Origin of the sequence: Ruminococcus sp. AF17-22AC (assembly GCF_003460065.1) — a bacterium.
In the GTDB taxonomy this organism is placed as follows: domain Bacteria; phylum Bacillota; class Clostridia; order Lachnospirales; family Lachnospiraceae; genus Blautia_A.
Map to the genome: position 1 here is coordinate 1 of NZ_QRXT01000018.1, position 26478 is coordinate 26478.

27 protein-coding genes are annotated in these 26478 nt (G+C 38.6%); 24 read left to right on the plus strand and 3 right to left on the minus strand.

The features are described from left to right. The first annotated feature begins 314 nt into the window (after nt 1-314). The 9 genes from DWW86_RS16380 (at nt 315) to DWW86_RS16425 (ending at nt 8168) form a co-directional block, all read left to right on the plus strand. Nucleotides 315-491, plus strand: coding sequence for a helix-turn-helix domain-containing protein (locus DWW86_RS16380; RefSeq protein WP_003864535.1), 177 nt, complete (start codon nt 315-317; stop codon nt 489-491). Nucleotides 492-611: 120 nt separating this feature from the next. After that, nucleotides 612-1601 carry a helix-turn-helix domain-containing protein gene (locus DWW86_RS16385; protein ID WP_055163317.1) on the plus strand — a complete coding sequence of 330 codons (990 nt, stop codon included), beginning with the start codon at nt 612-614 and terminating at the stop codon, nt 1599-1601. 1 nt (nt 1602) lies between these two features. Further along, nucleotides 1603-2994 (plus strand): site-specific integrase, encoded by a 1392-nt coding sequence (locus DWW86_RS16390; RefSeq protein ID WP_173721966.1) that lies wholly within the window; start codon nt 1603-1605, stop codon nt 2992-2994. An 880-nt stretch (nt 2995-3874) separates the two neighbouring features. Next, a complete protein-coding gene (locus DWW86_RS16400) occupies nt 3875-4747 on the plus strand; it encodes a ParB/RepB/Spo0J family partition protein (RefSeq protein WP_117944045.1) in 873 nt (290 codons plus the stop codon). Between the two features lie 10 nt (nt 4748-4757). After that, complete coding sequence (locus DWW86_RS16405; RefSeq protein ID WP_117767960.1) at nt 4758-5543, plus strand: ParA family protein; 786 nt, start codon at nt 4758-4760, stop codon at nt 5541-5543. Next, a complete protein-coding gene (locus tag DWW86_RS16410; RefSeq protein WP_117944047.1) occupies nt 5533-6441 on the plus strand; it encodes a ParB/RepB/Spo0J family partition protein in 909 nt (302 codons plus the stop codon). The genes DWW86_RS16405 and DWW86_RS16410 overlap by 11 nt, the downstream gene beginning before the upstream one ends. Then, on the plus strand, nt 6438-7421 hold the full coding sequence (locus DWW86_RS16415) for a DUF6017 domain-containing protein (protein ID WP_117944048.1): 984 nt from the start codon (nt 6438-6440) through the stop codon (nt 7419-7421). The genes DWW86_RS16410 and DWW86_RS16415 overlap by 4 nt, the downstream gene beginning before the upstream one ends. 11 nt (nt 7422-7432) lie before the next feature. Then, complete coding sequence (locus DWW86_RS16420) at nt 7433-7729, plus strand: hypothetical protein (protein ID WP_072522483.1); 297 nt, start codon at nt 7433-7435, stop codon at nt 7727-7729. Nucleotides 7730-7739: 10 nt separating this feature from the next. Then, complete coding sequence (locus DWW86_RS16425) at nt 7740-8168, plus strand: hypothetical protein (protein WP_072522482.1); 429 nt, start codon at nt 7740-7742, stop codon at nt 8166-8168. 47 nt (nt 8169-8215) lie between these two features. Here the strand turns inward: DWW86_RS16425 and DWW86_RS16430 are convergent, their stop codons facing one another. Next, nucleotides 8216-9526 carry an MATE family efflux transporter gene (locus DWW86_RS16430; RefSeq protein ID WP_055066638.1) on the minus strand — a complete coding sequence of 437 codons (1311 nt, stop codon included), beginning with the start codon at nt 9524-9526 and terminating at the stop codon, nt 8216-8218. 272 nt (nt 9527-9798) lie between these two features. Here DWW86_RS16430 and DWW86_RS16435 point away from each other — a divergent pair, with 272 nt between their 5' ends. Continuing rightward, nucleotides 9799-11139, plus strand: a complete 1341-nt coding sequence (locus DWW86_RS16435) for an MATE family efflux transporter (protein ID WP_015528771.1) — start codon at nt 9799-9801, stop codon at nt 11137-11139. Between the two features lie 183 nt (nt 11140-11322). On the opposite strand, the gene DWW86_RS16440 is transcribed toward DWW86_RS16435, so the two are convergent. Next, nucleotides 11323-13065 carry an IS1182 family transposase gene (locus DWW86_RS16440; protein WP_117944050.1) on the minus strand — a complete coding sequence of 581 codons (1743 nt, stop codon included), beginning with the start codon at nt 13063-13065 and terminating at the stop codon, nt 11323-11325. Nucleotides 13066-13754: 689 nt separating this feature from the next. Between DWW86_RS16440 and DWW86_RS16445 the strand changes: the two genes are divergently transcribed. The 14 genes from DWW86_RS16445 (at nt 13755) to DWW86_RS16510 (ending at nt 25785) form a co-directional block, all read left to right on the plus strand. Beyond that, nucleotides 13755-14165: a single-stranded DNA-binding protein gene (locus DWW86_RS16445; RefSeq protein WP_117944052.1), complete on the plus strand. Its 411-nt coding sequence runs from the start codon at nt 13755-13757 to the stop codon at nt 14163-14165. A 126-nt stretch (nt 14166-14291) separates the two neighbouring features. Beyond that, complete coding sequence (locus DWW86_RS17470) at nt 14292-14444, plus strand: hypothetical protein (protein ID WP_286187748.1); 153 nt, start codon at nt 14292-14294, stop codon at nt 14442-14444. Nucleotides 14445-14458: 14 nt separating this feature from the next. Then, nucleotides 14459-15202 (plus strand): AAA family ATPase, encoded by a 744-nt coding sequence (locus tag DWW86_RS16455; protein ID WP_072522480.1) that lies wholly within the window; start codon nt 14459-14461, stop codon nt 15200-15202. Nucleotides 15203-15211: 9 nt separating this feature from the next. Further along, on the plus strand, nt 15212-15508 hold the full coding sequence (locus tag DWW86_RS16460; protein ID WP_072522479.1) for a hypothetical protein: 297 nt from the start codon (nt 15212-15214) through the stop codon (nt 15506-15508). Nucleotides 15509-15521: 13 nt separating this feature from the next. Then, the gene (locus DWW86_RS16465) at nt 15522-15920 is read left to right on the plus strand and encodes a hypothetical protein (RefSeq protein ID WP_330392848.1); all 399 of its coding nucleotides are present in this window, start codon (nt 15522-15524) and stop codon (nt 15918-15920) included. Nucleotides 15921-16055: 135 nt separating this feature from the next. Continuing rightward, complete coding sequence (gene bsh, locus DWW86_RS16470) at nt 16056-17033, plus strand: choloylglycine hydrolase (RefSeq protein WP_005347230.1); 978 nt, start codon at nt 16056-16058, stop codon at nt 17031-17033. Nucleotides 17034-17071: 38 nt separating this feature from the next. Then, nucleotides 17072-17752, plus strand: a complete 681-nt coding sequence (locus DWW86_RS16475) for a GTP pyrophosphokinase (RefSeq protein ID WP_072522477.1) — start codon at nt 17072-17074, stop codon at nt 17750-17752. Between the two features lie 35 nt (nt 17753-17787). Next, the gene (gene cls / locus DWW86_RS16480; protein WP_014080824.1) at nt 17788-19347 is read left to right on the plus strand and encodes a cardiolipin synthase; all 1560 of its coding nucleotides are present in this window, start codon (nt 17788-17790) and stop codon (nt 19345-19347) included. A 198-nt stretch (nt 19348-19545) separates the two neighbouring features. Next, nucleotides 19546-20979 (plus strand): phospholipase D family protein, encoded by a 1434-nt coding sequence (locus DWW86_RS16485; RefSeq protein WP_117944054.1) that lies wholly within the window; start codon nt 19546-19548, stop codon nt 20977-20979. An 18-nt stretch (nt 20980-20997) separates the two neighbouring features. Further along, entirely contained in the window at nt 20998-21669 is a 672-nt protein-coding gene (locus DWW86_RS16490) for a response regulator transcription factor (RefSeq protein WP_003698938.1), read from the plus strand. Beyond that, nucleotides 21669-22712 (plus strand): HAMP domain-containing sensor histidine kinase, encoded by a 1044-nt coding sequence (locus DWW86_RS16495; RefSeq protein WP_117944056.1) that lies wholly within the window; start codon nt 21669-21671, stop codon nt 22710-22712. Before DWW86_RS16490 ends, DWW86_RS16495 begins: the two co-directional genes overlap by 1 nt. A gap of 31 nt (nt 22713-22743) precedes the next feature. After that, nucleotides 22744-23808 (plus strand): FUSC family protein, encoded by a 1065-nt coding sequence (locus tag DWW86_RS16500; protein ID WP_072522473.1) that lies wholly within the window; start codon nt 22744-22746, stop codon nt 23806-23808. Then, nucleotides 23798-24370 (plus strand): CDP-alcohol phosphatidyltransferase family protein, encoded by a 573-nt coding sequence (locus tag DWW86_RS16505; RefSeq protein WP_072522472.1) that lies wholly within the window; start codon nt 23798-23800, stop codon nt 24368-24370. The genes DWW86_RS16500 and DWW86_RS16505 overlap by 11 nt, the downstream gene beginning before the upstream one ends. Before the next feature lie 50 nt (nt 24371-24420). Next, nucleotides 24421-25785 (plus strand): MATE family efflux transporter, encoded by a 1365-nt coding sequence (locus DWW86_RS16510; RefSeq protein ID WP_072522471.1) that lies wholly within the window; start codon nt 24421-24423, stop codon nt 25783-25785. Between the two features lie 111 nt (nt 25786-25896). Here DWW86_RS16510 and DWW86_RS16515 read toward each other — a convergent pair whose 3' ends face one another. After that, nucleotides 25897-26136 carry a DUF6061 family protein gene (locus DWW86_RS16515; protein ID WP_117944058.1) on the minus strand — a complete coding sequence of 80 codons (240 nt, stop codon included), beginning with the start codon at nt 26134-26136 and terminating at the stop codon, nt 25897-25899. Nucleotides 26137-26478: the final 342 nt, after the last annotated feature.

Sequence of the window (26478 nt, forward strand, 5' to 3'; positions counted from 1 at the left end):
TCAGAACTCAAGGCTGCTTTTTCGTTTACACCAACTCCGATTGTTTCCTTAACAGTTTGTTGAATTAAAAATGAAATAAAGTTTCAGTAATCATAGAGTGTATGGATTCAATTCCATATGCTCTTTTTCTTTACTTAATTTCATGAAAAATGTAAAAATCTAATGTTACGAGTTTCTTACGAGTTGCATTAAAAAAACTCGCAAGAAAAAAAGTAAAAAAATTTGCTTTTGACCACTGTAAAACATGCTCTGAGCGTTTCGTTATATGAAGGGATAATTTTTCTTTCATATTTCAAAGAAAAGAGGATAAAGAAATGTCAGAGAAAAGATGTTATACAGTTCAAGAGTTACAGGAAATCTTAGGAGTCAGCAGACCTACTATTTATAACCTTTTGAAGAAAAAGGAATTCCGGTGGATCCAGTTGGATGGCGGAAAGTATCGCATCTCTAAGAAGAGTTTCGATGACTGGCTCGATAACTTGGAACAGTAAAAAACAGGGTGTTGATCTGGCAGATTTTGTCTGCAATCGACATCCTAAATTTTTATCTGGATTTGAGATATGATATAAGAAAAAACACTAACACTAAAAAAGACAGGAAGTGAAGAATAAATGGCAACAGCAATTATGAAACAAAAAGAAGTTCCGGAAATGGATGATGTTGCAGAAATCATTTCGAAGATATCAGAGGACAGTCCTTACAAACGTCGTCCAACGCAAAAGAGAACCTGGATGACCGTGCCGGAAATGGGAAAGCTGTTGGGATTAAAAAAGACAGATCGATACTGGCTGGTTCATAAAAATGTTTTTGAATCAAAAGAGATTGCCGGAAAGATACGAATCAACATTGCTAGCTTTGAAAAATGGTACGCCAATCAGATTAAATATCATAAAGTTACCGGAGAAAAACCCGGGAAAGAATTGAAATCCTGGTCCTATTCCGTTAAGGAAGTCGCAGATCTGTTGGAGGTTGATGATTATCTTGTTTATGATTTACTCAAGAAAAATCAAATGGAAGTTGTTATTGTCGATTATTGGAAACGAATACCAAAAGAATCTTTTCAGAACTGGTATAAAAGCCAGTCCCGGTATCGGACAAAGGAGGACAGAGAAAAAGACGCTCTTCTGGAAGATGCAACAATTACGATGCCTGAGATGGCACAGCTGCTTGGAACAACCAGAAGCTCAGTATATACAATTCTTGATAATCCGAAGTATAGTCATTTTTTTGAATTCATTGTGATTGCAGAAAAGAAAAGGATCACAAAAGAGAGTTTTCAAAAATTCCTGGAAGGTCAGGATCGGTATAAGCTGGATCCATCGAATGATTATGAAGAACTTGCACAGGAACAAAATATTGCCCTGGCTAATTTCCGGCGGAAGAAATTATCACAGACCGGAATACGAGGAAGCAATGGAAATATAAAGTATCTTACTTTTGATGAAGCTTCCTATCTGGCAAAGGTCAGCAGAAGCATGATCAACAAGTGGGCGGATAAAGGAAAGTTCACAGTAATAAAAGTTGGCAGTCGAGTTAGGATCCGTCGGGATGAATTTGAGGACTGGATGGAGCAAAGAGATTTGGAAAGGAGTATGCAATAATATGGCATCAATAAGAGAACGAAACGGAAAATTTAATGTAATCTATTCTTATACGAATGAAAAAGGTGAGAGGAAACAGAAGTGGGAAACCTATGAAACGAAAGCCGAAGCAAAGAGAAGAAAAAAAGAAATTGAATATAAAAAAGAGATGGGATCATTTGTCGTCCGTAAATGCAAAACACTGGACGAGCTTATTACAGAATATGTTGCACTTTATGGCAAAGAAAACTGGGCGCTTTCTACATATGAAGGAAATGTCTCTCTTATCAATAACTATATTCTTCCGATCATTGGTGATACGAAACTCTCAGAGATCAATACCCGTTTCATCGAAAGATATTATCAGAGTCTTTTGAAGAGACGTGCAGTTATCAATCCATTGAATAAAACCAGTCGAAATGAATTTGTATCTTCCAGTACGGTCAGGGATATTAATAAGCTGCTTAGAAACTGTTTTGAACAGGCAGTGAAATGGGAGTTGATGGAGAAGAATCCTTGCACCCATGCGACTGTACCAAAACATAAATCACAAAAAAGAGACATCTGGACAGCGGATACATTAATGTATGCGCTCAGTGTCTGTGAAGATGAGCGATTAAAGCTTGCAATAAATCTATCCTTTTCATGTTCCTTACGACTTGGTGAGCTGCTTGGTCTTACCTGGGATTGTGTAGATATTTCTCCTGAGGCAATTGAAGAAAACCGTGCATATGTCTTCATCAACAAAGAATCACAGCGTATAAGAAAAGAATCGTTGAATGCATTGGATGGAAAAGATGTGTTGTTGGTATTCCCGACAAATCATAAGAAGAATTCTACGGTCCGTATTCTGAAAACACCAAAGACAGAAAGCAGTGTGCGTAAGATATTCTTACCAAAGAGTGTCGCTAATATGTTGGTAGACTGGAAAGCTGAACAGGATGAAATGAAAGAAATCCTTGGTGATGAATACATGGACTATAACCTGGTTATGGCAAGTACCTTTGGTCTTCCTCTCGGAGATGGAGCAATCCGTGGTCCTTTAAAAAAACTGATCGAGGACTATAATCTCCCACCGGTTGTATTTCACAGTTTTCGTCATAGCAGCGTTACTTATAAGCTGAAATTGAATGGTGGAGACATCAAAGCGGTACAGGGTGATTCCGGTCATGCTCAGGTCAATATGGTTACGGATGTGTACTCTCATATTCTGGATGATGACCGAAGGAAAAATGCAGAGCTTTTTGAAGAAGCGTTTTATGAGAAAAAGAATCTGGATCCACAGATGCATGTACAGCAGGAAAATAATAATGCAACTGTTGCTGATGAAGTCAATCCGGAACTTTTGGCAAAAGTGTTGGCAAATCCAGAGATGCGGGCATTGCTCAATTCACTGGCGAAGACGATGAAGTAATTAGTCTATCTCCATCATATCTATTGGAATCTCCATCATTTGATGATGGAATGATGGAGATTCAGTTACAAAAAAGGTTACAGATATTTTTACTGAATAAAATTTGCCAGTCAAAAACGCATGGACAAACCGTCTCGTATGCGTTATATTATTTATAGACAAGAAAATATCTTGTGCTTTCGATAGGAAGTTTAATTGAATACTGTTTACCATGATCGAACGTACGAAGCATGGTGGTCATATAACAGATGTCGATGGTAATATCAAGGCATTCCCCAATTATTAGCTGGAGCAAACAATCAGCTAACTTTCAGAGCTTTACAGAGCTTGACAGAGGGGGTATTCAGAATAACTCAAATTGAATCGGAAACAGTTTTTAATAGTGTCCCATATGGGTTTACCTTACCTCAGATTGACAGAGAGTGACAATAGGTTGGAGCCCTCCTAAGCACTAGATGTGGGTTCGATTCCCGCACGGGACGTCCTATCAAAAGCGGAAAGTATTAGAAAAATTTCTAATATAATTTCCGTTTTTTTGTTTTTTCAGAGGGAAAAAGGAATGGAATATCAGCTAATACGGGAAGAATCCTATTAGCCGCTGTCTAATAAAACGCACTGCTGGTATAATAGCTGGAAATAAATCGAAATTCTAATAAAAGAGAAAAGCCAGCTGTTTATTTGAGAAAGTGGATGTAAATTCAAGCTCAGATAAGAAAAAAGAGGAAGGGAAATATCCGGCGGTAAGTTATTAGGCGTGAATACAATAGAATCTTTGCTTAGTGAAAACTAAGGTCAACAGTAAGCCTGTTTGGATCAGATTTCAAAAAGAAATCTATCTGGACAGGCTTTTTCTGTTGCAGATAAGAAATGGAGGAAAAATATGGATACAGTGGCATCAGTTCCAGAAGATGGCGAAAAAATCATAGAGATTCAGTTGGAACGTCTGCGGACCTTTAGGAACCATCCATTTAAGGTTCGGATGGATCAGGAAATGATTCGGCTCAGTGCGAGTGTTGAGAAATACGGAATCATAAATCCACTGATTGTACGACCGATTCCAGATGGTGTTTATGAGATTATCTCCGGACACAGAAGAAAGGCAGCTGCTGAAAAGTTTGGTTACAGGAAGGTGCCGGTCATTATCAGAGTCATGTCAGATGATGAAGCAGTAATTAATATGGTGGATTCCAATTTACAGAGGCAGCAGATAACATTCAGTGAAAAGGCTTTTGCTTATAAGATGAAGAATGAAGCTATGAAGCGAACCGGAGGAAGAAGAAAAAGTAGCCAGTCTGACTACCCGTTGAAAGGAAAAAAGACAGTAGAAATCATTGGTGAAGAATTTGGTGACAGCGCAAAACAGGTACAGCGGTATATGAAGTTGACGGATCTTATTCCTGAGTTACTGGAAAAGCTAGATAACGGTGAACTTTCATTTAACCCGGCTGTGGAACTTTCGTATTTAACGATAGAGGAACAAAAGGAATTTATAGATGCTATGGAGTATACACAGGTAGTCCCATCCATTTCCCAGGCACAGAGAATGAAGAAATTAAGCCGTGAGAAAAAGCTGACGGGAACAAAAATGAGAGAGATCATGGGTGAGATCAAAAAAGGGGAAATTACCAGAGTGATGTTTAACAACGAACAACTGTATCGGTATTTCCCAAAATCATATACCCCGGCAGAAATGAAAGAAGAGATACTTAGCATGTTAAACCAATGGAAACCGCAGAAAACGGCAGCAAAATAGGAGGAAAATTATGTGTAGAGTAATCGCAATATCAAACCAGAAAGGTGGCGTTGGAAAAACCACCACAACCGTAAATCTTGGAATTGGACTTGCCAGACAGGGAAAGAAAGTGTTGCTGATTGATGCAGATCCACAGGGGAGCCTTACAGCAAGTCTTGGTTATGTAGAACCGGACGAAATAGGAACTACACTTGCCACAATTATGATGGCTATCATCAATGAAAAAGAATTTGAGATCACAGATGGCATTCTGCATCATAAAGAAAATGTAGATCTGCTTCCGGCAAATATTGAATTATCTGCATTGGAAGTAACAATGGGGAACGTGATGAGCAGGGAACTTATTATGAAGGAATATATTGAGGCTGTGAGAACAGAGTATGACTATATCTTGATTGACTGTATGCCAAGCCTGGGACTAATGACAATCAATGCACTGGTAGCTGCGGATTCCGTGTTGATTCCAGTACAGGCAGCTTACCTTCCGGTGAAAGGGCTTCAGCAGCTGATACATACGATTGCAATGGTGAAGAAGCGGCTGAACAGGCAGCTGATATTTGAAGGGATTCTTCTTACAATGGTGGACTTTCGCACAAACTATGCAAAGGATGTGGCTGGCAAAGTGCGTGAAGCCTATGGTGAGAAAATAGAGATTTTTGATACAGTGATTCCTATGTCAGTGAAAGCAGCTGAAACAAGTGCAGAAGGCGTCAGTATCTTTTCCCATTGCCTGAATGGAAAAGTAGCGAAAGCATATGAGACGATTGCAAAGGAGGTATTGAGAAATGAAGAGTAAAAGCGCAGACAAAATAAAGATGCCCAGCATAGATGAACTGCTGGGAGTGTCCGGTGAGGAAAGTGCAACAGATATTGAGATTAGCAGAATTCATAGCTTTGCAAATCATCCATTTAAGGTTTTGGATGATGATAAGATGGATGATCTGGTAGAGAGTATTAAACAGAATGGTGTGTTGACACCTGTTTTAGTGCGGCCAGACAAGAATAACAGCTATGAGATGATATCCGGGCATCGAAGAATGCACGCTGTCATAAAAGCTGGACTGGAGACAATACCGGCCATTGTAAGGGATATAGAAGACGATGAAGCCATTGTCATAATGGTAGATGCCAATATCCAACGAGAAGAACTACTTCCAAGTGAAAAGGCGTTTGCATATAAAATGAAATTAGGCGCAATGAAGAGACAAGCAGGAAGACCACCTAAAAATAATTCGTGCCAAAGTGGCACAAATTTAAGGTCTGATGAAGAACTTGGAAATCAAGTGGGTGAAAGTGCAAGAAGTATTCAGCGGTATATCCGCCTAACAGAACTTATTCCAGACCTTCTTGATTATGTAGATAAGAAACGTCTGCAGTTTACTATTGCGGTTGACATTTCCTATATTGACAAAGAGATTCAAACATGGTTATTTGAATACATCAAGGAAAATGGTACGGTTAAAGCAGTTCAGGTAGCGGCACTCCGCACAGCACTTGAAGCAGGACCGATGACGCAGGCGAAAATGATCTCCATACTGGTAAACAGTCAGCCTGGCAGGAAGCAGGAACAAAAAATCACGTTATCAGAGAAAAAACTGAGAAATTACTTCTCTGATAAATATACGGCGGAGGATATGGAAAGTGTAATTCTGGAACTTCTGGATCAATGGAAAAGAGGTGAGATAACAGTATGAATTTTGAATACTATTATGGCACTCAGGCTGATCAGTTCAGCTTTATCCGGATTCCAAGAATATTATTATTAGATGAAGCATTTTCCGCACTGTCTTTATCAGCTAAAGTCCTTTACTCGGTACTTCTGGATAGAATGGGACTGTCAATGAAAAATAAATGGCTTGACGAAGAAAACAAGGTGTACATTATCTATCAGATCACGGAGATACAGAGTGACTTGGGATTCTCTAAGAAAAAAGCAATGGATTATCTCACAGAATTGGAGAAAATCGGACTGATTGAAAAGAAAAAGAGAGGCTTTGGATTGCCGAACATTATATATGTTAAGAGCTTTATGGCACATCAGAGTAGTCAAAGAAGTAATGAAATGGGAACTTCACAGGAAAAAGATGTGGTACATAGAAGTATCGAAAGGGGAACTCCTGAGGTGATGAATAAGCACCTCAGAGGTGCCGAAACAGATACCTCAGAAGTGCCAAATAGCGGACTTCAAGAGGTTCCCAAAACGGTACCTCTATATAATAAGACTTATATGAATTATGATAACCAGAGTAATATAAAATCGAATCATATCAAATCAGATGGCGATAGGATTCGATGTGATCAAAAAGAACAGACAATCAATGCTTATGCTGAACTGGTAAAGAAAAATATTGATTTTGATGTTTTACTGCATACATACAGCAGAGAGCAGGATCTGGTAGAAGAAATATATCAGCTGATTCTGGAGACCGTTCAAACTGAAAAGGATATGATACGGATCGCCGGCGAATATTATCCGGCAGGATTTGTAAAGGGAAAATTACTGAAACTGAATTATTCGCATATCGAGTATGTGCTGGAGTGCATGGATAAAAATACTACGAAAGTCAGAAACATAAAACAATATTTGCTGGCTGCTTTATTCAATGCACCATCAACGATTGGAAGTTATTATAAAGCAGCGGTAAATCACGACATGCCACAGTACGCAAACTGAAGGAGGTACTTATGATTGTTTTAAGAATGGCAGGAAAAATTTTATTGTTACCGGTGTGGTTATTATTAGCTACTGCTCATTTACTGGTAAAGATCGTAGTTGAAATCTACTGCATCGGCAAAGGGATTGTCAATCTCATTCTGGGTTTTATGCTGATTGGAACACTGCTCTGGTACAGACAATGGGAGCGGTTTGCTTTACTTGCAGTTGCCAGTGGTATCTTGCTGTTCTTTCTGTGGATCGGAGTGTTTATGGAAGTTATACTGGAATCAGCACAACACAAAATTGGAGAATTGATTATTAAGTGAGGAAACTATTATGGAGAAAGAATATATTCAGCTACCTGCATTAAAAAGAGATCTGGATCCAGATGTTGTAAAGGCTTTATGGGCGTTTATCCAATTACCTGAGGAATACCAAGCACGCTATCAGGAGCAATATGAATTGTTAAATCAGAGGAAAGAAGAAGCAGACAGGCAATTACAGGAGAATATCGAAAAGATTGATGCAGACGCAATTCATTTATATGAAGAAACCATGCGGAGCATGATTCGTGATATTGTTCAGCAATCCTGTAACTTAGCTTGTTGGGTTCGTTATCATAAATATGATTTGGAAGAATCTCTGGAGGAGATGATAGACCAGCAGCCACATGCTGCAAAATATATTATTGCAATGAATATACTTATGGATGACGCAGAGGGAAGCGAAAGTCCATTTGAGGGAAACAGTTTTATGACATCATAATTAAGGAAATCACAATCAATAGTGGAGCTGTCGGTAAATAACGTTTTTTACATATTTCCCGACAGCCCCATTCTTTTTCTTCTGTCTTTATATGCCAGAAACAGAATCGTCAGAAACGTAACTGTCTCCGCTGCAAGAAGAGAGATCCAGATTCCATTTAATCCGAATAATTTCGCAAGTATAACTGCGCAGATAACAATAGCAACAATTCCTCTCAGGAATGATCCCACAATCGCGATTTTCGGTTCATCTACTGCTGAGAAATATGCCACCAGTACAACATTGATTCCTGCAACTATAAATCCAAGGAAATACAGACGCAGTCCTGTATGTGCATAATTCAATAACTGAACATTGTTTTCACTGTTGAAAATGCTGATTAGCGGGTCAGTTGCTGTCCAGATGATCAATTGGATCAATGCTTCTACGGCAAGACATACGAGCAGGCTCCATTTCAGAAGTTTTTTTACCTGAGTAGGCTGACCTTTTCCGTAGCTTTCACTGATCAGAGGCTGTGCGCCCTGGGCCAGACCGTTGAAGATTGCAAATGCCACGATAGAAAGGTTTGCCACAACTCCATAGGCTGCTACACCTACATTTCCTGCAATTCCCAGGATCAGGAAGTTAAATACAATAGCGATCACACCGGAAGACAGTTCACCGACGAATGCGGAAACTCCTAGCTGACAGCAGGAAATCAGGTGTCTGAATGACGGTTTTTTCCAATGGAATCCTACATGGTTTCTGCTACTTCTGTAGTGTATGGTACAGACGCTCATTGTTACGATCGGACAGATTGCAGTAGCCAGTCCGGCTCCGGAAAATCCCAGACCGACTGGGAACATGAATATATAATCAAATATAATGTTAAAGATACTTCCACTGATGGAACCGATCATTGCAATAGAAGGCGCCCCATCGTTTCTGGCAAATGCAGTAAATGTATAATTTGACATGAAGAATGGTGTTGCGATCAGAATAATTCTCACATAGTTTCGTCCAAGTCCGATCAGTCCGGCATCTGCACCCAGCAAAGCCAATGCTTTGTCCGGAATAAAAATTCCGATCAGCATAAATGGAACTGCAACCAGTATGCTCCAGGTTACTGACTGTACGAAATAATGTTCTGTATTTTCTCCTTTTGCCCTGCTTATGGCATACCTGGTAGCGGAACCAATCCCGATCATAGCCCCAATCGCATAGATCAGTCCATAAACCGGCAGGATCAAATTGAGAACTGCCAGTCCGTCAGCACCGGAATATACAGATATAAAGAAAGTATCTGCCAGAACATAAACGGAAATCCCGATCATTCCGGCAACACTCTGGGTTACATATTTAGTGAATCTTTTCAGCATAATTCATGTCTCCTTCCGTAAAGACTTGCCTTCTATTATATATCTGTATTTTAAAAAATAGCAATCAAAAACTCCTCTCAGGCGCTATGCATAATAATTTCAACAACATGCTGTTTATAGCAGGTATTGATAAATTTATATCATTCTGATGATATATTATATTTCATTTTTCACGTTAATGATGTAAAATTATCAATGTAAATATCAGGGCATATTCGAATAATCATTTCTAAACTTTTTCAAATATGCTCCGGAAAGGAACTTTTATACTAATGAAAACCAAGATTCAGGATATGACCTCCGGTTCACCGGGACGGTTGATCATTCTTTTTGCAATTCCCCTGATGCTGGGAAATATCTGTCAGCAGCTTTATACAATGGTGGATACCATGGTTGTTGGTCAGGTTGCAGGTGTGGAGGCTCTTGCCGCACTGGGTGCTGTTGACTTTCTGATGTGGGTTGTCACAGGAATATCCACAGGACTCACTCAGGGATTTTCTATTCAACTCTCCCAGTATTATGGGGCAAAGGATTTCGAAAATCTGCGTAAATCTCTGGCTCACAGTTACCGGCTGACCGCATTCATCGCAGCCGGAGTATTGATTCTCAGCCAGTCATTTGCTTCGCTGGTATTAACAGGGCTGCATACACCTTCCAATATTATCGGAATGTCTCTGTTATATCTGCGCATCATTTTCTGTGGAATCCCCGCCACAGCAGCCTATAATATGTTTGCCTCTGCTCTAAGGGCTATGGGAAACAGTAAAACACCGCTGACCGCAATGATCATCGCATCTGTGCTGAATGTCTCACTGGACATCCTTTTTGTGGCAGGCTTCGGATGGGGTGTGGCAGGAGCAGCAATCGCAACTGTGATTGCACAGAGCTTCTCCGCTGTTTACTGTTTCCTGATTTTACGCAGAATTGATATCGTTCATCTGACCAGAGCAGATTTTATGCCTGCCTCCGGCATGAATGCCCGCCTGATGAAGCTTGGTATTCCTGTTGTATTTCAGAATATCATCATCGGTGTGGGCGGTCTGGTAGTCCAGTATGTGATCAATGGCTACGGTTTCCTTTTTGTAGCAGGATTTACAGCTACAAACAAGCTTTATGGTCTGCTGGAAATGGCTGCTATTTCCTATGGATATGCCATCGTTACCTATGTGGGTCAGAATCTGGGAGCCGGAAAGATTGACAGGATCAGAAAAGGCGTCCGTAGCAGTATGCTGCTTTCCCTGCTTACCTCACTGATCATTTCTGCTGCCATGTTTTTATTTGGAAAAAATATTCTCTCACTTTTCATCTCAGGTGAACCGCAGCAGACACAGCAGGTATTGGCAATTGCTTTTAAATACCTTTCTATTATGGCTGCCATGCTCTGGGTTTTGTACTTCCTGTACGTGTACAGATCTGTACTTCAGGGGCTGGGAGATACCTTAATGCCTATGGTAAGTGGTATGGCTGAATTTGTCATGCGTATCAGTGCTGCACTGATCCTTCCCCATTTTATCGGACAGGACGGTATTTTCTTTGCAGAGATTGCAGCATGGAGCGGAGCCACTGTGATCTTATGCATCAGCTATTATGTACGGATGCATAAATATCATTAAAACAAAACAGGGAGCTGTCGGTAAATAACGTTTTTTAGAGCTGACAGCACCAAACAAAAATATCCTGACAGTTACAGAGCTTTCTGGCTCTGCAACTTGTTCAGGATATTTTTATTTTGATAAATACTTTCTGTTTTTGGCCGCAAAAAATCCTTGTTTGGATTTTTTCAGCCGCATTTTTTTCTAGGCAGTTTTTCCTTCAAATTTTCTCAGTTTTTCGTATAAAAAACGATGATATTTATTTATATTTCTTCCAATAGCATACAGCATGAATTCTTTATATACCTTATCTGCCGAACGGTAATTAAAACGCCGGAAGTTCTCATTTTCCTTTATATCTCCAAAATGTCCTTCCGTCTGAATGGAATGTGTCTGGCGTTTCAGGATCCCGCGTTCACTCTGGATATTGGCATGCGATCTTTCTTTCAGTTCCTCCCATTGTTCATTGATCTTCATGACTTTGTTCTTTTCGGCATCTTTCTCCGCATCATACTTATACAGACAGCGCGCTTTATGTTCACATCCGCTGCAGTCTGCACAACCATATACCTCAAAGGTCTGTGTATATCCATCCTGCTCTTTGCTCTCTGTCCTGAGATGCCGCAGTTCACGTCCGTCATGGCAGATATAGAACTGTTCATCTTCAAAGATCCCTGTCCTCATGTTGTAATATTTACTGATATCTTCTGAATAAGCGCGTGTTTTTCGCTTTTCATGATCCTGCAGTTTTATATAACTGGATATTTCATTCCGTTTTAAATAAAGCAGATTTTTTTCACTACAGTACCCGCTGTCCGCAGTTACTTCTTCCAGAATACTCCCGAAAGCAGTCTTATGTTTTTCAAGGACCGGGATCAGGGTATTATAATCGGTGCGGTCGCTGCTTACATATCCATGTACGATATAATAATTCTCTACCGCGATCTGAACATTATATGCTGGCTTTAACTGTCCGTTCAGCATGTGATCTTCTTTCATACGCATAAAAGTCGCTTCCAGATCTGTTTTGGAATAACTGTTTCTGTTTTTTCCCATGATCTCAAAGCATTCTTTATATTCCATCAGTCGTTTTTCGCATTGTTCCAGTTCCTCATGCAGCTGTTGAAGTGCAGGTTTTCTTTTTACTTTTCCGTAAACGAATTCGATTTCCTCGTTGTCTGCGATCATCGTGAGATTGTTCTGGAGTTTCCGTATTTCAAGCGGTGAACAGTTATCGATCTCTATAATACGGTTATTTGAAAGCTTTTTATGTTTTACAAGCTTTCGTTTTCTGTTCTTTTCGATCACTTCCCGGACTTTATCCATCCCTTCGATCACAAACATCTGTGCATTTCCCAGCTCGTACTTTGTTCCATAATCATTCTCCTGCAAAAAAGAATTATATTTTTCAAAAAGCTGGTCGATAGAGTCCAGAAGTCCTGCCAGATGATAATTGATGCTTCCACGCCATACAAAAGTATAACGGTTCGCATTTGCCTCTATCTTTGTACCGTCAATAAAAAGTTCTTTTAATGTGACCAGCCCTTCTTTCTGCAGCCGCCGCATAAACTGGTAATTCAGGTCATCCAGGACATCAGATGTCAGCTTCCTGTTTTTAAAGTCATAAAAAGCATCACGTTTCGGTTTTTGTCCGCGCGTCAGCCAGATAAAAGCATGGTCTCTTTCACACAGATCAACAATACAGTCAACAGAACGTATTCCCCGCATATTTGCATAGGTAACTACAGCATACATCATAATTGGGTTGTACCCGGTTCTTCCCTTATCTGAACAATTGGCTAACAAGCCAGAAAAATCTAATTCCTCCATCACTTTTTTCAGGGTATAGACTGGATCGTCGTCAGGTAAACTCAATTCGAAGAAACTAAAGTTAATTTTCTGTTGCCCAAACTCAAAAAAATCGTTATAATAATTAGTTGTTAGCATAGTTACATTATAACATGTAACGGAGAGAAAGATGGTTGTCGTTAGCCATCTTTTTTCTTTTTTCAGATAAATTCAGAGAGGGTATGACTCGTTGTGAGCCATACCCTCTCTGCTTTGGAACTATCTATTTCCCGACAGCCCCTATTTTTTTGACTTTTACAGTTCTGAAAATTGTATCAAAAATTTTTTCAAAAAGATTCTTAACTAAATCCCCACCTTTTGTATTTAGGAATTGAGCAGGTCACACCATCATTTAAGTCGTGGCAGCTTGCGTACAATGACAACTTAATGAGCTTGCCAATTCGCCGGAGCTGCTGTAGAGAGTTCCGGATAGTCCGTAAGGATAATAGAAACAGGGGTCTGCATATGGCTTTTCTATGGAAAGCTGCGGATCAATAATGATACTCCCGATGATGCCGGTCAGATAAAGTGAGGAATCTGAAGACCATACACGATATGGCTGAGACTGCCTGCAATGGCGTGAACGGATTGGGTGAACCCTGAAATGGGTTACACATGTGAAAAGACAATCTAGCACTGTTTTCTGAAATGATGACAGCCCTGGTTATCGCCAGGGCTGCTGACAATAGAAGCTGTGCGGCAGATTGGTTTTTATTTCGTATCTGATCTGCCGTACTCTTGTGTTGCCAGTAAGGCAGCAAATAGAGTAAGAAAGGGGGGAAGGATGGATGAATATGGTTGTACTTATTGGACGTCTGGTGAGAGATCCCAGTTATAGTGAAGTCGAGACAGAAAAAGGAAAGTATCATATTGCATCATTTTATCTGGCTGTGCCGAGAAATTTTAATAAAGGTGTCAATTATATTAAAATTACAACTTTTGGAAAACAGGCAGATTTCGCAAGGGATTACCTGACAAAAGGAAAGCGTGTTGCAATTCTTGGTGAGCTGATGATCGGAAGCTATAAAGATAAGGAAACAGATAAAACGGTCTATACCACAGAGGTAACTGCAAGCCGACTGGAATTCGCTGACGGAAAAGATGCTAGTGGGAACACTCCGATACCTTTTCCAGAAGCAGATGCAGATGGGTTTCAGCATATCCCGGATGGATATGGAGAAGAATTACCGTTTCGATAAAGAGGGCAAAATGAATCAGGTAGATAAAGAACTGATGCACAAGCGATTCCGTCACTCTCACAGGCTCAGCGGATAAAGTAGCTGAGTAAAGAAAAACAGTTATCACTGGAAAAGATGGAAGAAATCATGTGTGAAGTTAAAAAGGGTGAGATCACAAGAGTAGCATTTACTAATGAGCAGTTACACAAGTATTTTCCAAATTCCTATACACCGGCAATGATGAAGCGGGAAATACTGGCATTGTTGAAATTATGGAAAAAAGAATCATGGGAAAGTTAAAGGAGGAAGAAATCATGTGTAAAGTTATATCCGTAGTAAACCAGAAAGGCGGCGTTGGAAAGACCACCACAACCGTAAATGTAGGCATTGGACTGGCACGAGAAGGTAAGAAAGTGTTGCTGATCGACGCGGATCCACAGGGAAGTTTAACAGCAAGTCTTGGATATGAGGAACCGGATGATCTTCGCATTACACTGGCAACGATCATGATGGATGTCATCAATGAAGAAGAAATCTCCTTGAAAGATGGTATCTTACATCACCAGGAAAATGTAGATTTACTTCCGGCAAATATTGAGCTTTCTGCCCTGGAAGTAACGATGGGAAATGTTATGAGCAGAGAAATGATCATGAAGGAATATATCGATGCGATAAGATGCCGATACGATTATATCCTGATCGACTGTATGCCAAGCCTTGGTATGATGACAATCAATGCACTGGTCTCCTCTGATTCTGTGCTGATACCTGTACAGGCCGCATATCTGCCTGTTAAAGGACTTCAACAGCTGATCAAGACTATTCTTACAGTAAAGAAAAGACTGAACCGAAAACTGGCGATTGAGGGTATTCTCCTGACTATGGTAGATTTCAGAACCAATTACGCAAGGGATGTCTTACACTGTATGCGTGGTAACACCACCAAAGTGAAGAACATCAAGAAATATTTATTAGCAGCCCTGTTTAATGCACCGTCTACGATGAACGGGTATTATCAGGCAGAGGTGAACCATGATATGCCAGGACTGGTAAGATAGGAGGTGCACATGTTTATTTTAAAATTTGCTGGGAAAATATTATTACTGCCAGTATGGCTGATCCTTTTTGTGATCGGCCTGGCAGTGAAGATGACAGTACAGACTTATGCGGTTGCCAGAGGGATTCTTGGGTTTATATTCACTATGTTGATTATAGCGACTGCATACTGTTACCATGACTGGGTACAGGTTGCATTTCTGTTTGCGCTGAGTGTAATTCTGCATCTGATCCTGTTTGCAGGAGTGTTCGTAGATACTGTACTGGACATGACAAGAGAACGTATTATTGATTTTATTATATCGTGAGGAGGATATGAAAATGAGCGAAAACAATGATTATATTCAGCTACCACCACTTAAAAAAGACACACCAGCCGATGTGGTAGCATTTATGTGGGAATACATGAAAGTACCGGAGGATTCAAGAGAAAAAGTTAAGAATCTGCTTAAAGATGCAAATGAAAATGGAGTAAAAATAAGTCATCAGGCACCAACACTGTATGATGTTGTTCCGAAAGAAGAAATTGCTGAATTTGAAGAGCTTATGCGCCAAACCATAGCTGACATTGTATCAGAAGCCAGTAGCGTTGCCTGTTGGGTGTATGTGCAGAAATATGTGAAGCACAAAACCCTAAACGAAATGCTGCAAGAATTGCCAGACGTAGGTCAATTCATCCTAGCTATGGATACCTGGTTTGAAAAACTGATGGAGAAATAATCTAGGAAAATAGTTTAAAGTTTACATGTTATGATCATGTATGAAGTTGGAACAAAATAAAAGAATTGTGCTATAATATTGTTCAAGAAAAAAACTCATTGACATATTTCAATCTATTTAGGAGGATAAACGATCATGTGTACAGCAGCAACTTATAAAACAAAAGATTTTTACTTTGGACGAACCCTCGATTATGAATTCTCTTATGGTGATCAGATAGTAATTACACCACGTAATTATGCGTTTAATTTTCGCCATGTTGGCGATATGAAAAATCATTATGCAATTATTGGAATGGCTCATGTTGCAGAAGATTATCCTTTGTATTATGATGCTATGAATGAAAAAGGAGTGGCAATGGCAGGACTGAATTTTGTCGGAAATGCTGTTTATGCCGCGATTAAGCCAGATGTGGAAAATATTGCACAGTTTGAATTTATTCCGTGGATTTTAAGTCAGTGTTCTTCTTTAGTTGAAGTTCGCGAGCTTCTTGAACGAATTAATATTGTTAATACTCCTTTCAGCGAGCAATTACCATTAGCACAATTACACTGGATCATTTCTGATGAGAATGAGTCAATTACGGTAGAATCTATGTCAGATGGTTTGCATATTTATGACAATCCAGTAGGAGTGCTTACGAATAATCCGCCATTTCCACAGCAGATGTTTCAACTAAATAATTATATGTATTTATCTCCTAAACAGCCCAGAAATACTTTCTGCGAAAATTTGGCTCTTGATGCATATAGTAGAGGTATGGGAGGATTAGGTCTTCCGGGAGATCTCTCATCTTCCTCTCGCTTTGTACGTGTAGCTTTTACAAAGGTAAATGCAATTTCAGGTGAATCAGAGGAAGAAAGCGTTAGCCAATTCTTCCACATTCTCGGATCTGTGGATCAGCAACGAGGATGTTGCGAAGTAGCGGATGGAAAATATGAAATCACATTGTATACGTCGTGTTGTAATGTTACAAAAGGTATTTATTATTACAATACTTATGAAAACCATCAGATCAGTGCAGTAGATATGCATGTAGAAAATCTGGATAGTGATAAAATGATTTGTTATCCAGTAATTCAAGGAGAACGAATCAACTATCAAAATAAATAATGTTTTGAAATCAGGGATGAGGTAGAAAGGAAAGTTCCATGACAAAAGATGAAGTAAAAAAACTCAGGATGGACAGTCCGGAATCACTACAGTTTTTAAATAATGCTACAAAATTTTATAATTTAATGATGATGTATCGTTGTGCTATTCGGGAGATACAAACTAAACTTGAGGTTTTGGATGATGAATTTTCAGTTGAGAACAATCGAAATCCTATTTCTTTTATAAAAACAAGAATTAAGCAGCCCAATAGTATTTACGATAAACTGCAGAAGATGGGATATGAATTTACAACAGAAAATATACAGACATATCTCAATGATGTAGCAGGCGTTCGAATAGTTTGTGCGTTTATTGACGATATTTATATGATATCAGATTTGATTACCCAACAGGATGATATTAAAGTTATTGAAATAAAAGATTATATAAAAAATCCAAAATCGAATGGTTATCGAAGCTATCATATGATTGTTGAAATACCAGTATTTTTTGCTAAGGGTAAAACACCTATGCGTGTAGAATTACAGATTCGAACCAATGGTATGGATTTCTGGGCAACATTGGAACATCAACTTCGCTATAAAAAAGGAATTGAAGAAATGCCTGGCTATGATGAGATAAGTGAAGAATTACTTCATTCTGCAAGAGCTATCATTGAAGCAGATAATGAAATGCAGAGAATAAAAGACAAAATTGGTATGTTCCACGAAATTTAGGGAGAAAACTGAGCAAATAGGAAGGTGGAATATATATGAAACAAGATACTTTAGAGGGCAAAGCAAAAACAAAAAATGGGGTAAAACGGCTGTGTTTTTCCATAATCTGCATTCTTCTAGAAGTGATTTTTATTATTACTATCGTAACACGCTTGAATGAATATGCAGAAATCATAAATTTATTTACAAGGATTTTGAGTGGGATCTTGGTTTTGGGATTGTACGCATCAAATAAGACATCCTCTATGAAAATGCCTTGGGTCATCTTAATTCTAATTTTCCCAATTATGGGTGTAGGCCTGTATTTGTTGATTGGTTTGAATGGTGGCACACATAAAATGCGTGAGCGATATGCAGAAATTGATAGCAAATTGTTACCAATGCTTCCGGACAGTCAGGAGTGTTTGAGCAGAATAAAAGAAACAATTCCGAAAGCAGGAAATATAGCAAGTTACATACAAAGAAATTCGCAGTATCCAATCTATCAGAATACGGATATTGTGTATTTTGATGAAGCAGTGAAAGGATTAGAGGCACAGCTTAAGGATTTGGAGAAAGCACAGAAGTTTATCTTTATGGAATATCATGCGATAGAAGACGCTGAAGCATGGCATAAGATTCAAGATGTTCTGGAAGAGCGAGTAAAAGCAGGTGTGGAAGTTAGAGTATTCTACGATGATATGGGTTCTATAGGCTTTATTAACACAGATTTTGTGAAAAAGATGGAGGCAATAGGAATTCATTGCCGTGTATTCAATCCGTTTATGCCAGGTTTAAATCTGTTTTTGAACAATCGTGATCATAGAAAAATAACAGTTATTGATGGAAAAGTCGGATTTACAGGTGGATATAATCTAGCAAACGAATATTTTAATTACACACACCCGTATGGACAGTGGAAAGATACAGGTATTCGTTTAGAAGGAGATGCTGTTCAGTCGCTTACGGTGACATTTTTGGAAATGTGGAATGCAGTAAGTGATAAGGATGCTAATGATTCTGATTTTAGTAAATACCTTTTCCACTATGATTATGCGGCACAGCAAACTGGGTTTGTTCAACCTTATGCAGACAGCCCTATGGATAATGAGCAAGTAGGAGAAGAAGTTTATATCAGTATGATAAATAAAGCTGAAAAATACTGTTGGTTTATGACTCCATATCTAATCATAACAGATGAAATGACGCATGCGTTATGTCTGGCTGCTAAGCGAGGGGTAGACGTAAGAATTATCACACCTGGTATCCCTGATAAAAAATTCATTTATAATATAACTCGTTCTTTTTATCATGGATTAGTTAAACATGGTGTTCGTGTTTATGAGTGGACGCCTGGTTTCTGTCATGCAAAAATGAGTGTGGCAGATGACTGTATGGCAACTTGTGGAACAATTAATCTGGATTATCGAAGTTTATATCACCATTTTGAAAACGGCTGTTTTATGGCAGATTGTCAGGCAGTTGTGGAAATAAAAAATGATCTGATAAGAACGATGGGAGAATGTCGTGATGTGACAGACCAATATCAAACCGGACGAAGTGCATATTTGCGACTGGGACAATTATTTATGAGATTATTTGCTGGATTGCTATAAGAATCTGATGAAACGACCTTTCAAAAAACAGTTGATTTAGAAGTTAACTGTTTTTGAAAGGCCGTTTTTGCTATATCTAACAGTCTGTTGTACAAAGAAGATTTTGCATGGATGAAAAAAACAAACCTTGTTGAGGTTAAATTGAGATTGACTTTGTATTGTATAAGTATGAAATAAAAAGAAATCAGGTGATGTACAATGAAAAAGCATAAAATATGTAAAATCCTTCTTGTTATACTGGCAATTTTTTTATGTGTGGCTTTTTATGAATTGCTCGGAATCTGCGTTGCATATAAAAAGCAGCCGGAAGTGTCCAATACAACCAAAAAAGAAACAAAAAATGAGTCATGGAACGAATGCAGTGAAAATACAGAACGGGCAGTAATCATAGAAAAGAATCCAGAAGCGCTTTTACAAAGAGTGCGTTTGATCAAGAATGCAAAAAAGGAAATTATTCTTTCTACTTTTGCATTTCAATCCGATGAAAGTGGAAAATTGATTTTAGGAGCACTGCATGATGCGGCAGACAGAGGTGTACATATTCGTCTGTTAGTAGATGGAATGGAGAGCTGGATTGATATGGAAGGAAATCCGTATTTCTATGGATTATCTTCTCATGAGAATGTTGAAATTAAACTATATAATAAGGCCAATCCGTTGAAACCATGGAAGATGATGGGTAGAATGCATGATAAATATTTGATTGCAGATGGAAAGAGATATATTCTTGGGGGAAGAAATACATACAATTATTTCCTGGGTGATTTTCCGGGACATAAGAACTATGACAGAGACGTGTTAGTGGTTTGCGATGAACCTGAGAAAGAAAATTCAGTTAACCAGTTGTCAGAGTATTTTGAAACCATATGGAATCAGGAAGACAGTGGTTATTTTCATAACAATAAAAAACTGGCAAATAGAAAATCTGTAAAGAACGCAGTTTTAGAGCTGCAGAACAGCTATCAGAAATATTTTGAAGAGAATAAGGAAAGAATCTGCGAGACCGATTATACGGACGAAACTTTTGAGACAGAAAAGATTACATTAGTGTCAAATCCTATTCACACAGGTTCCAAAGAACCAGTAGTGTGGTATCAGTTGGGAGAATTGATGAAAAATGCAAAAAATCGTGTGAAGATCCACACGCCATATATTATCTGTAATGATATGATGTATAATACATGGGAGGAGATTGCAGAGAACGTTTCAGATTTTTCTATCATGACAAATTCAGTTGCGAATAATGGGAATCCATTTGGGTCTGCCGATTATGCGAAAAACAGAAATAGAATCTTAAGTACAGGAATTAATATCTGGGAATATGAAGGCGGTTATTCATACCACGGAAAAAGTATTCTGATTGACGATGATCTGTCTGTAATCGGTTCCTTTAATATGGACATGAGAAGTGCATATCTGGATACGGAACTGATGCTTGTAATTCGCAGTAAAGATATTAATAAACAGTTGGAAGAGGGCATGATGGAGTATGAAAAAGTGTCCCGCCAGATATTAGAAGGCGGAACTTATAATGATCCATATCATGTAGAGCCAATCGAATTAACAAAGAAACGTCAGAGAAAAATATTTTTGGTACAGCATCTGCTTGGATGGGCAAGGTATCTGTTTTAATTAAGGAGGAAGGAAAACGTGTTTCAAATATTGATTGTAGAAGATGATAAAGAATTAAGCCAGCTATTCCAAAAAGTGCTTGAGAAGAATGGATATCAAGTCAAAAGTGCATCGGATGGAGCACAGGCATTAGAAGTATTGGATAAGGAATATATTGATCTGATCATTTCTGATATTATGATGCCGGTTATGGATGGCTATGAACTGGTGTCAGAACTTCGTTCAGCAGGATATCAGATACCAGTGCTTATGATCACTGCGAAAGGTTCCTTTGATGATATGCGTCAGGGATTTCTTTCGGGAAGTGACGATTATATGGTAAAACCGGTAAATGTGAATGAAATGGTTTTAAGAGTCGGAGCACTGCTTCGCCGTGCACAGATACTGAATGAACACAAAATTGTGATCGGTTCAACAGAGTTTGATTATGATGCAATGACGGTTACAACTGATAAGGAAAGTCTTGTTTTGCCTAAAAAAGAATTCCTGCTTTTATACAAGCTTGCAGCTTCGCCAGGCAGAACATTTACAAAACAACAGTTGATGGATGAAGTATGGGGATACGAGACGGAGGCAGACCCACATACGATAGAGGTACATATAGGAAGAATCAGAGAGCGTTTTAAAGATAACCCTGATTTTGAAATCGTAACAATGCGTGGAATTGGATACAAGGTGGTGAAAAAATAATGGAACAAAAGAAAGAAAAAGGATTGCGGATCCGATCCTGTCTGACTGGTGCAATCTGGCTGGCACTTGTATTTTCAACAGTCATATCTGCTTTATTATTTGCTTTTTTGAATCATTTTTTTAATCTGCCGGGCAGCATACCTGTGCTTGGCTGGCTTTTGATTTTCAATACATTGATTGCAGGGCTGATCACTTCCTTTATCAATGCAAAGTTACTGGAACCAATTACCAGACTTAGTAAAGCAATGAAGGAAGTTTCTCAGGGAGATTTTGAACAGCATTTGGAAACGAACAGCCGTATAGCAGAAGTTGGAGAATCTTATCAAAGTTTTAACGTTATGACAAAAGAACTTCGTGCAACAGAGGTGCTGCAGATGGATTTTGTATCTAATGTTTCTCATGAGTTTAAGACCCCGATTAATGCCATTGAAGGATATACAATGCTGCTTCAGGGAGAAGAACTGTCTCCGGATCAAGAGGAATATGTAGAAAAAATCTTATTTAACACCCAAAGACTTTCCGGATTGGTTGGTAATATTTTGCTGTTATCCAAGTTAGAGAATCAGAATATACCAATGAAAAAAACAGAATATCGTCTGGATGAACAGATCCGCCAGGCATTTCTTTCATTGGAAACAAAATGGACAGAAAAAGAAATTGGCTTCCAGGTAGAATTGGAGGAAGTCAAATATACTGGAAATGAAGGACTTCTTATGCATATCTGGATGAATCTTTTAGATAATGCAATCAAGTTTAGTCCGGCAAAGGGAACAATTACGATGTTTCTGAAACAGGAAAAGAATTCTGTGAAGTTCATTGTGGAGGATGAAGGACCAGGAATCGAGGAAGATGTAAAGACTAGAATATTCGACAAGTTTTATCAGGTAGATGGTTCTCATAAGGCAGAAGGAAACGGTCTTGGTCTTGCACTTGTAAAACGGATTGTAGATAGTGCCGGAGGAACAATCAAAGCAGAAAACCGTGAATATGGTGGATGCAGATTTGTTGTAGAGCTTCCAATACAGAAAGATGAGGCCATATAAGTTTAAGAAAAACAGATAGAGGAGAAATTACATGACATTTTATCAGGAATTGCAGTTAAATCAGGCAGGTTCTAAAAATCTGTTGAAAAAGAGTGAAACAGTGAAAGAAAAATCATATCATATACTGGTATATTTGGTAAAGATAGCTGTTACAATGGCATTTTGTTTTTTATTTGTTACTATTTTCAGTATCTTATTTGGAAATGAGAATAGTATTGTGGGTGTAGTAGTTTTATTATGCCTTATGGTATTTCGGAATGCGGATCTGGGGATCCACACCGGACAATCTACGATGCTTTTGGCTTTGTTCTTTGTAATTATGACTGTATGTCCGCATTTAGCAAATCAGTTTTCACCGGTATTGGGAATGCTGTTAAATATTGCGGCACTGGCTGTGTTGATTCTGTTCGGATGCCATAATCCATTCATGTTTAATCAATCTACATTGGTTCTTGGGTATCTGCTGCTATATGGTTATGATGTTACGGGAAAAAGCTATCAGATGCGATTAGTCGGAATGGCTTTAGGTGCAGTTCTTACCTGTTTTGTATTTTATCGAAATCATAAAAATAGAACTTTTAAAAGAAATTTGAAAGATCTAATCCAGGAATTTGATATCACTTCATCGAGAACAAAATGGCAGTTATGCCAGATTATATGTGTACCAATTGTCCTTTGCATTGCAGAACTTTGCAATATGCCACGTGCAATGTGGGCAGGTATTGCAGCTATGTCAGCAATTTTGCCGTTTGTGGAAGACATGCAATACAGAGTCCGTAAAAGGATTGTCGGAAATATTGTAGGCGTTATATGCTTCACCGTATTATATTTTCTGCTTCCATCATCCATCTATGCTTATATAGGAATTCTTGGTGGAATTGGTGTAGGATTTTCAGCGCAATACGGCTGGCAGGCTGTATTTAATACCTTTGGCGCTCTCGCAATTGCTGCGGAAAGTTATGGATTAAAAGGAGCAGTTAGTCTTAGAGTGATTCAGAATGTTTTTGGTGTTGTATTTGCATTGGCATTTTGTGCTGTATTTTATTGGTTTATGTCGAAACAAAAGGAAAGTGATGTGACCGTACATGCAGAGTGAAGGAAGTCAGAAAGAAAATTTGAATAGAATTATTACAGTACCCAATTTGCTTTCTTTTTTTCGGTTTTGTCTGATTCCAGTAATTATATGGAGTTATTGTGTAAAGGAAAATCCTTTGTTAGCAGGAGAAATCTTATTGCTATCCGGTCTTACGGATCTCGCTGATGGATATATTGCAAGAAGATTTCATATGATTAGCAATCTAGGAAAGATTCTCGATCCGGTTGCCGATAAGCTGACACAGGCAGCAATGTTGATTTGCTCGTTTACTCGCTTTCCACATATGCTCCCGTTGATCGTTATAATGGCAGTTAAGGAACTTTATATGGCGGTTAGTGGATGCCTTGTGATACGAAAAACAGGAAAAGTGCATGGTGCAGACTGGCATGGAAAAATAGTAACCTTTTTATTATATGGAACTGTGGCTGTGCATATTATATGGTTCCACATTACACCAATGGTGTCAGATCTGTTAATTGGTTTGTGTGCTATAATGATGGTTGTATCAGTTGTTTTGTACATTATCAAGAATACCAGAACACTTAGGGGAGAGACTGCATAAGCAATTTGATCATATTGAGATGACTAGATAATATTTAGGAGAACACAGACATGAACAGTAAGTCAAACGCACAAGCTATGGAAACAGAAAAAATACCACGTCTTTTGGCCCAGCTTGCAATACCGGCTGTTGTGGCTCAAATCATCAACCTTTTATATAATATTGTTGACCGTATTTATATCGGACATATTCCAGGTGTCGGTGCCGCAGCATTAACAGGTGTTGGATTGTTTACGCCAATTCTCATGCTGATCAATGCCTTCGCTATGCTGGCAGGATCCGGAGGTGCACCGCGTGCAGCGATTTCTATGGGAAAGAAAGATAATAAGACAGCTGAAAAGATTCTTGGAAACTGTTTTGCAATTCTCATGCTTATGGCCGCAGCTTTGACGGTGATATTCTTTACTTTTGCGCCACAGTTACTGACGATGTTTGGTGCTAGCGATAAGACACTTCCCTATGGCGTGGATTATGCAAGGATTTATATTCTTGGAAGTATTTTTGTTTTGATCGTGATGGGAATGAATCCATTTATTACGACACAGGGATTTGCGAAGATCAGCATGATGACAACAGTGATTGGTGCTGTAATCAATATCATTCTTGATCCGATTTTTATCTTCGTATTTCATCTTGGAGTAAAGGGAGCTGCACTCGCAACTGTTTTGAGTCAGGCTGTAGGGGCAATATGGATCCTTCGTTTCTTGTCAGGAAAGAAGACGATTCTGCATCTTAAAAAAGAAAACTTTAAACTGCAAAAAGAAATCATCTTACCATGCCTTGCTCTTGGTATATCTACATTTGTCATGTTATCTACGGAAAGTATTTTGTCTATCAGTTTTACTTCCAGTTTGTCAAGATATGGCGGAGATCTCGCAGTAGGGGCTATGACAATTATTACCAGTGTTAGCCAGCTTGCAACATTACCATTACAGGGAATTTGTCAGGGTGGACAGCCAATCATGAGCTATAACTATGGTGCAGGAAATAGAAATCGAGTAAAAAAAGCATTTTTTACTCAATTTACAGTTTGTACAATTTTTACGGGATGCTTCTGGTTGATTATGCTTCTATTTCCGAAGATGTTTGCAGGTATTTTTTCGAATAATACAGAATTAATCACGTATACGGCATGGGCGTTAAGAATTTACATGGCAGGTATTTTTTCTCTTGGATTCCAAGTTGCTTGTCAGCAGAGTTTCATGGCATTGGGCCAGGCAAAAGTTAGTTTATTACTTGCCTGCTTAAGAAAATTGATTCTGTTGATTCCGTTGATTTTTATCCTGCCGCATTTTATCCAGAATAAAGTATTTGCGGTATTTTTGGCTGAGCCAATCAGTGATATTTTGGCAGCGATAATAACAACTTCAACGTTCTTTAGTCGGTTTAATAAAATTTTAGATAGAAAATACTGACCTTATTAATCTTCTCATAGAGGACGACAAAGAAAAGCTCCATGGAATCTATAAAACAAGCACCAAATGACTTGTAATGTCATTTGGTGCTTGTTTTGACTTAAGAATTATTTACCATAGTTCCAACGAATCTTCCGCATCTATCCACATCTGCATAGTACCGTCAAGATAAAGTCGAGCATACTTCACAGGATTGTCTATTGCCAAAGCATTCAAGGCACACTCTGAATTAGGTGTTGTCTTTAATCCTTTCTCTGCCTTTGCACAATCAATCCGAAGAATATATCCGGCATAAGTGCATATATCAATGCTGTTATGATAAATGTTGTAATCTGCATATATTATGTTCATTAAACCAATCCTCTTTTCTGTAAAATTCAAAAAGCATTTCAAGCAGTTCACACAGTCCGTTCATATTATGCTATAATGTGTTATGCGATTTTGCTTCTCTTATTTTTTCCCTTACGAGGGTTCGTAAAGCCTTGTGAAACGATATAACACAAGGGAATACCTAAGGGAAAGCTCACCTACAGAAAAGTTAGTGTTTATAAGGGTTAGCGGGGAGTTTATTAATAAAATATAACAGCTAATGAAACCCTTAAATTAAGTGATTATACAATCGGAGTTTACTTCTACTTAGACATACAAACTGTTGACAGTAAAACTCCTATATAGTATTATTTGATAAAATAC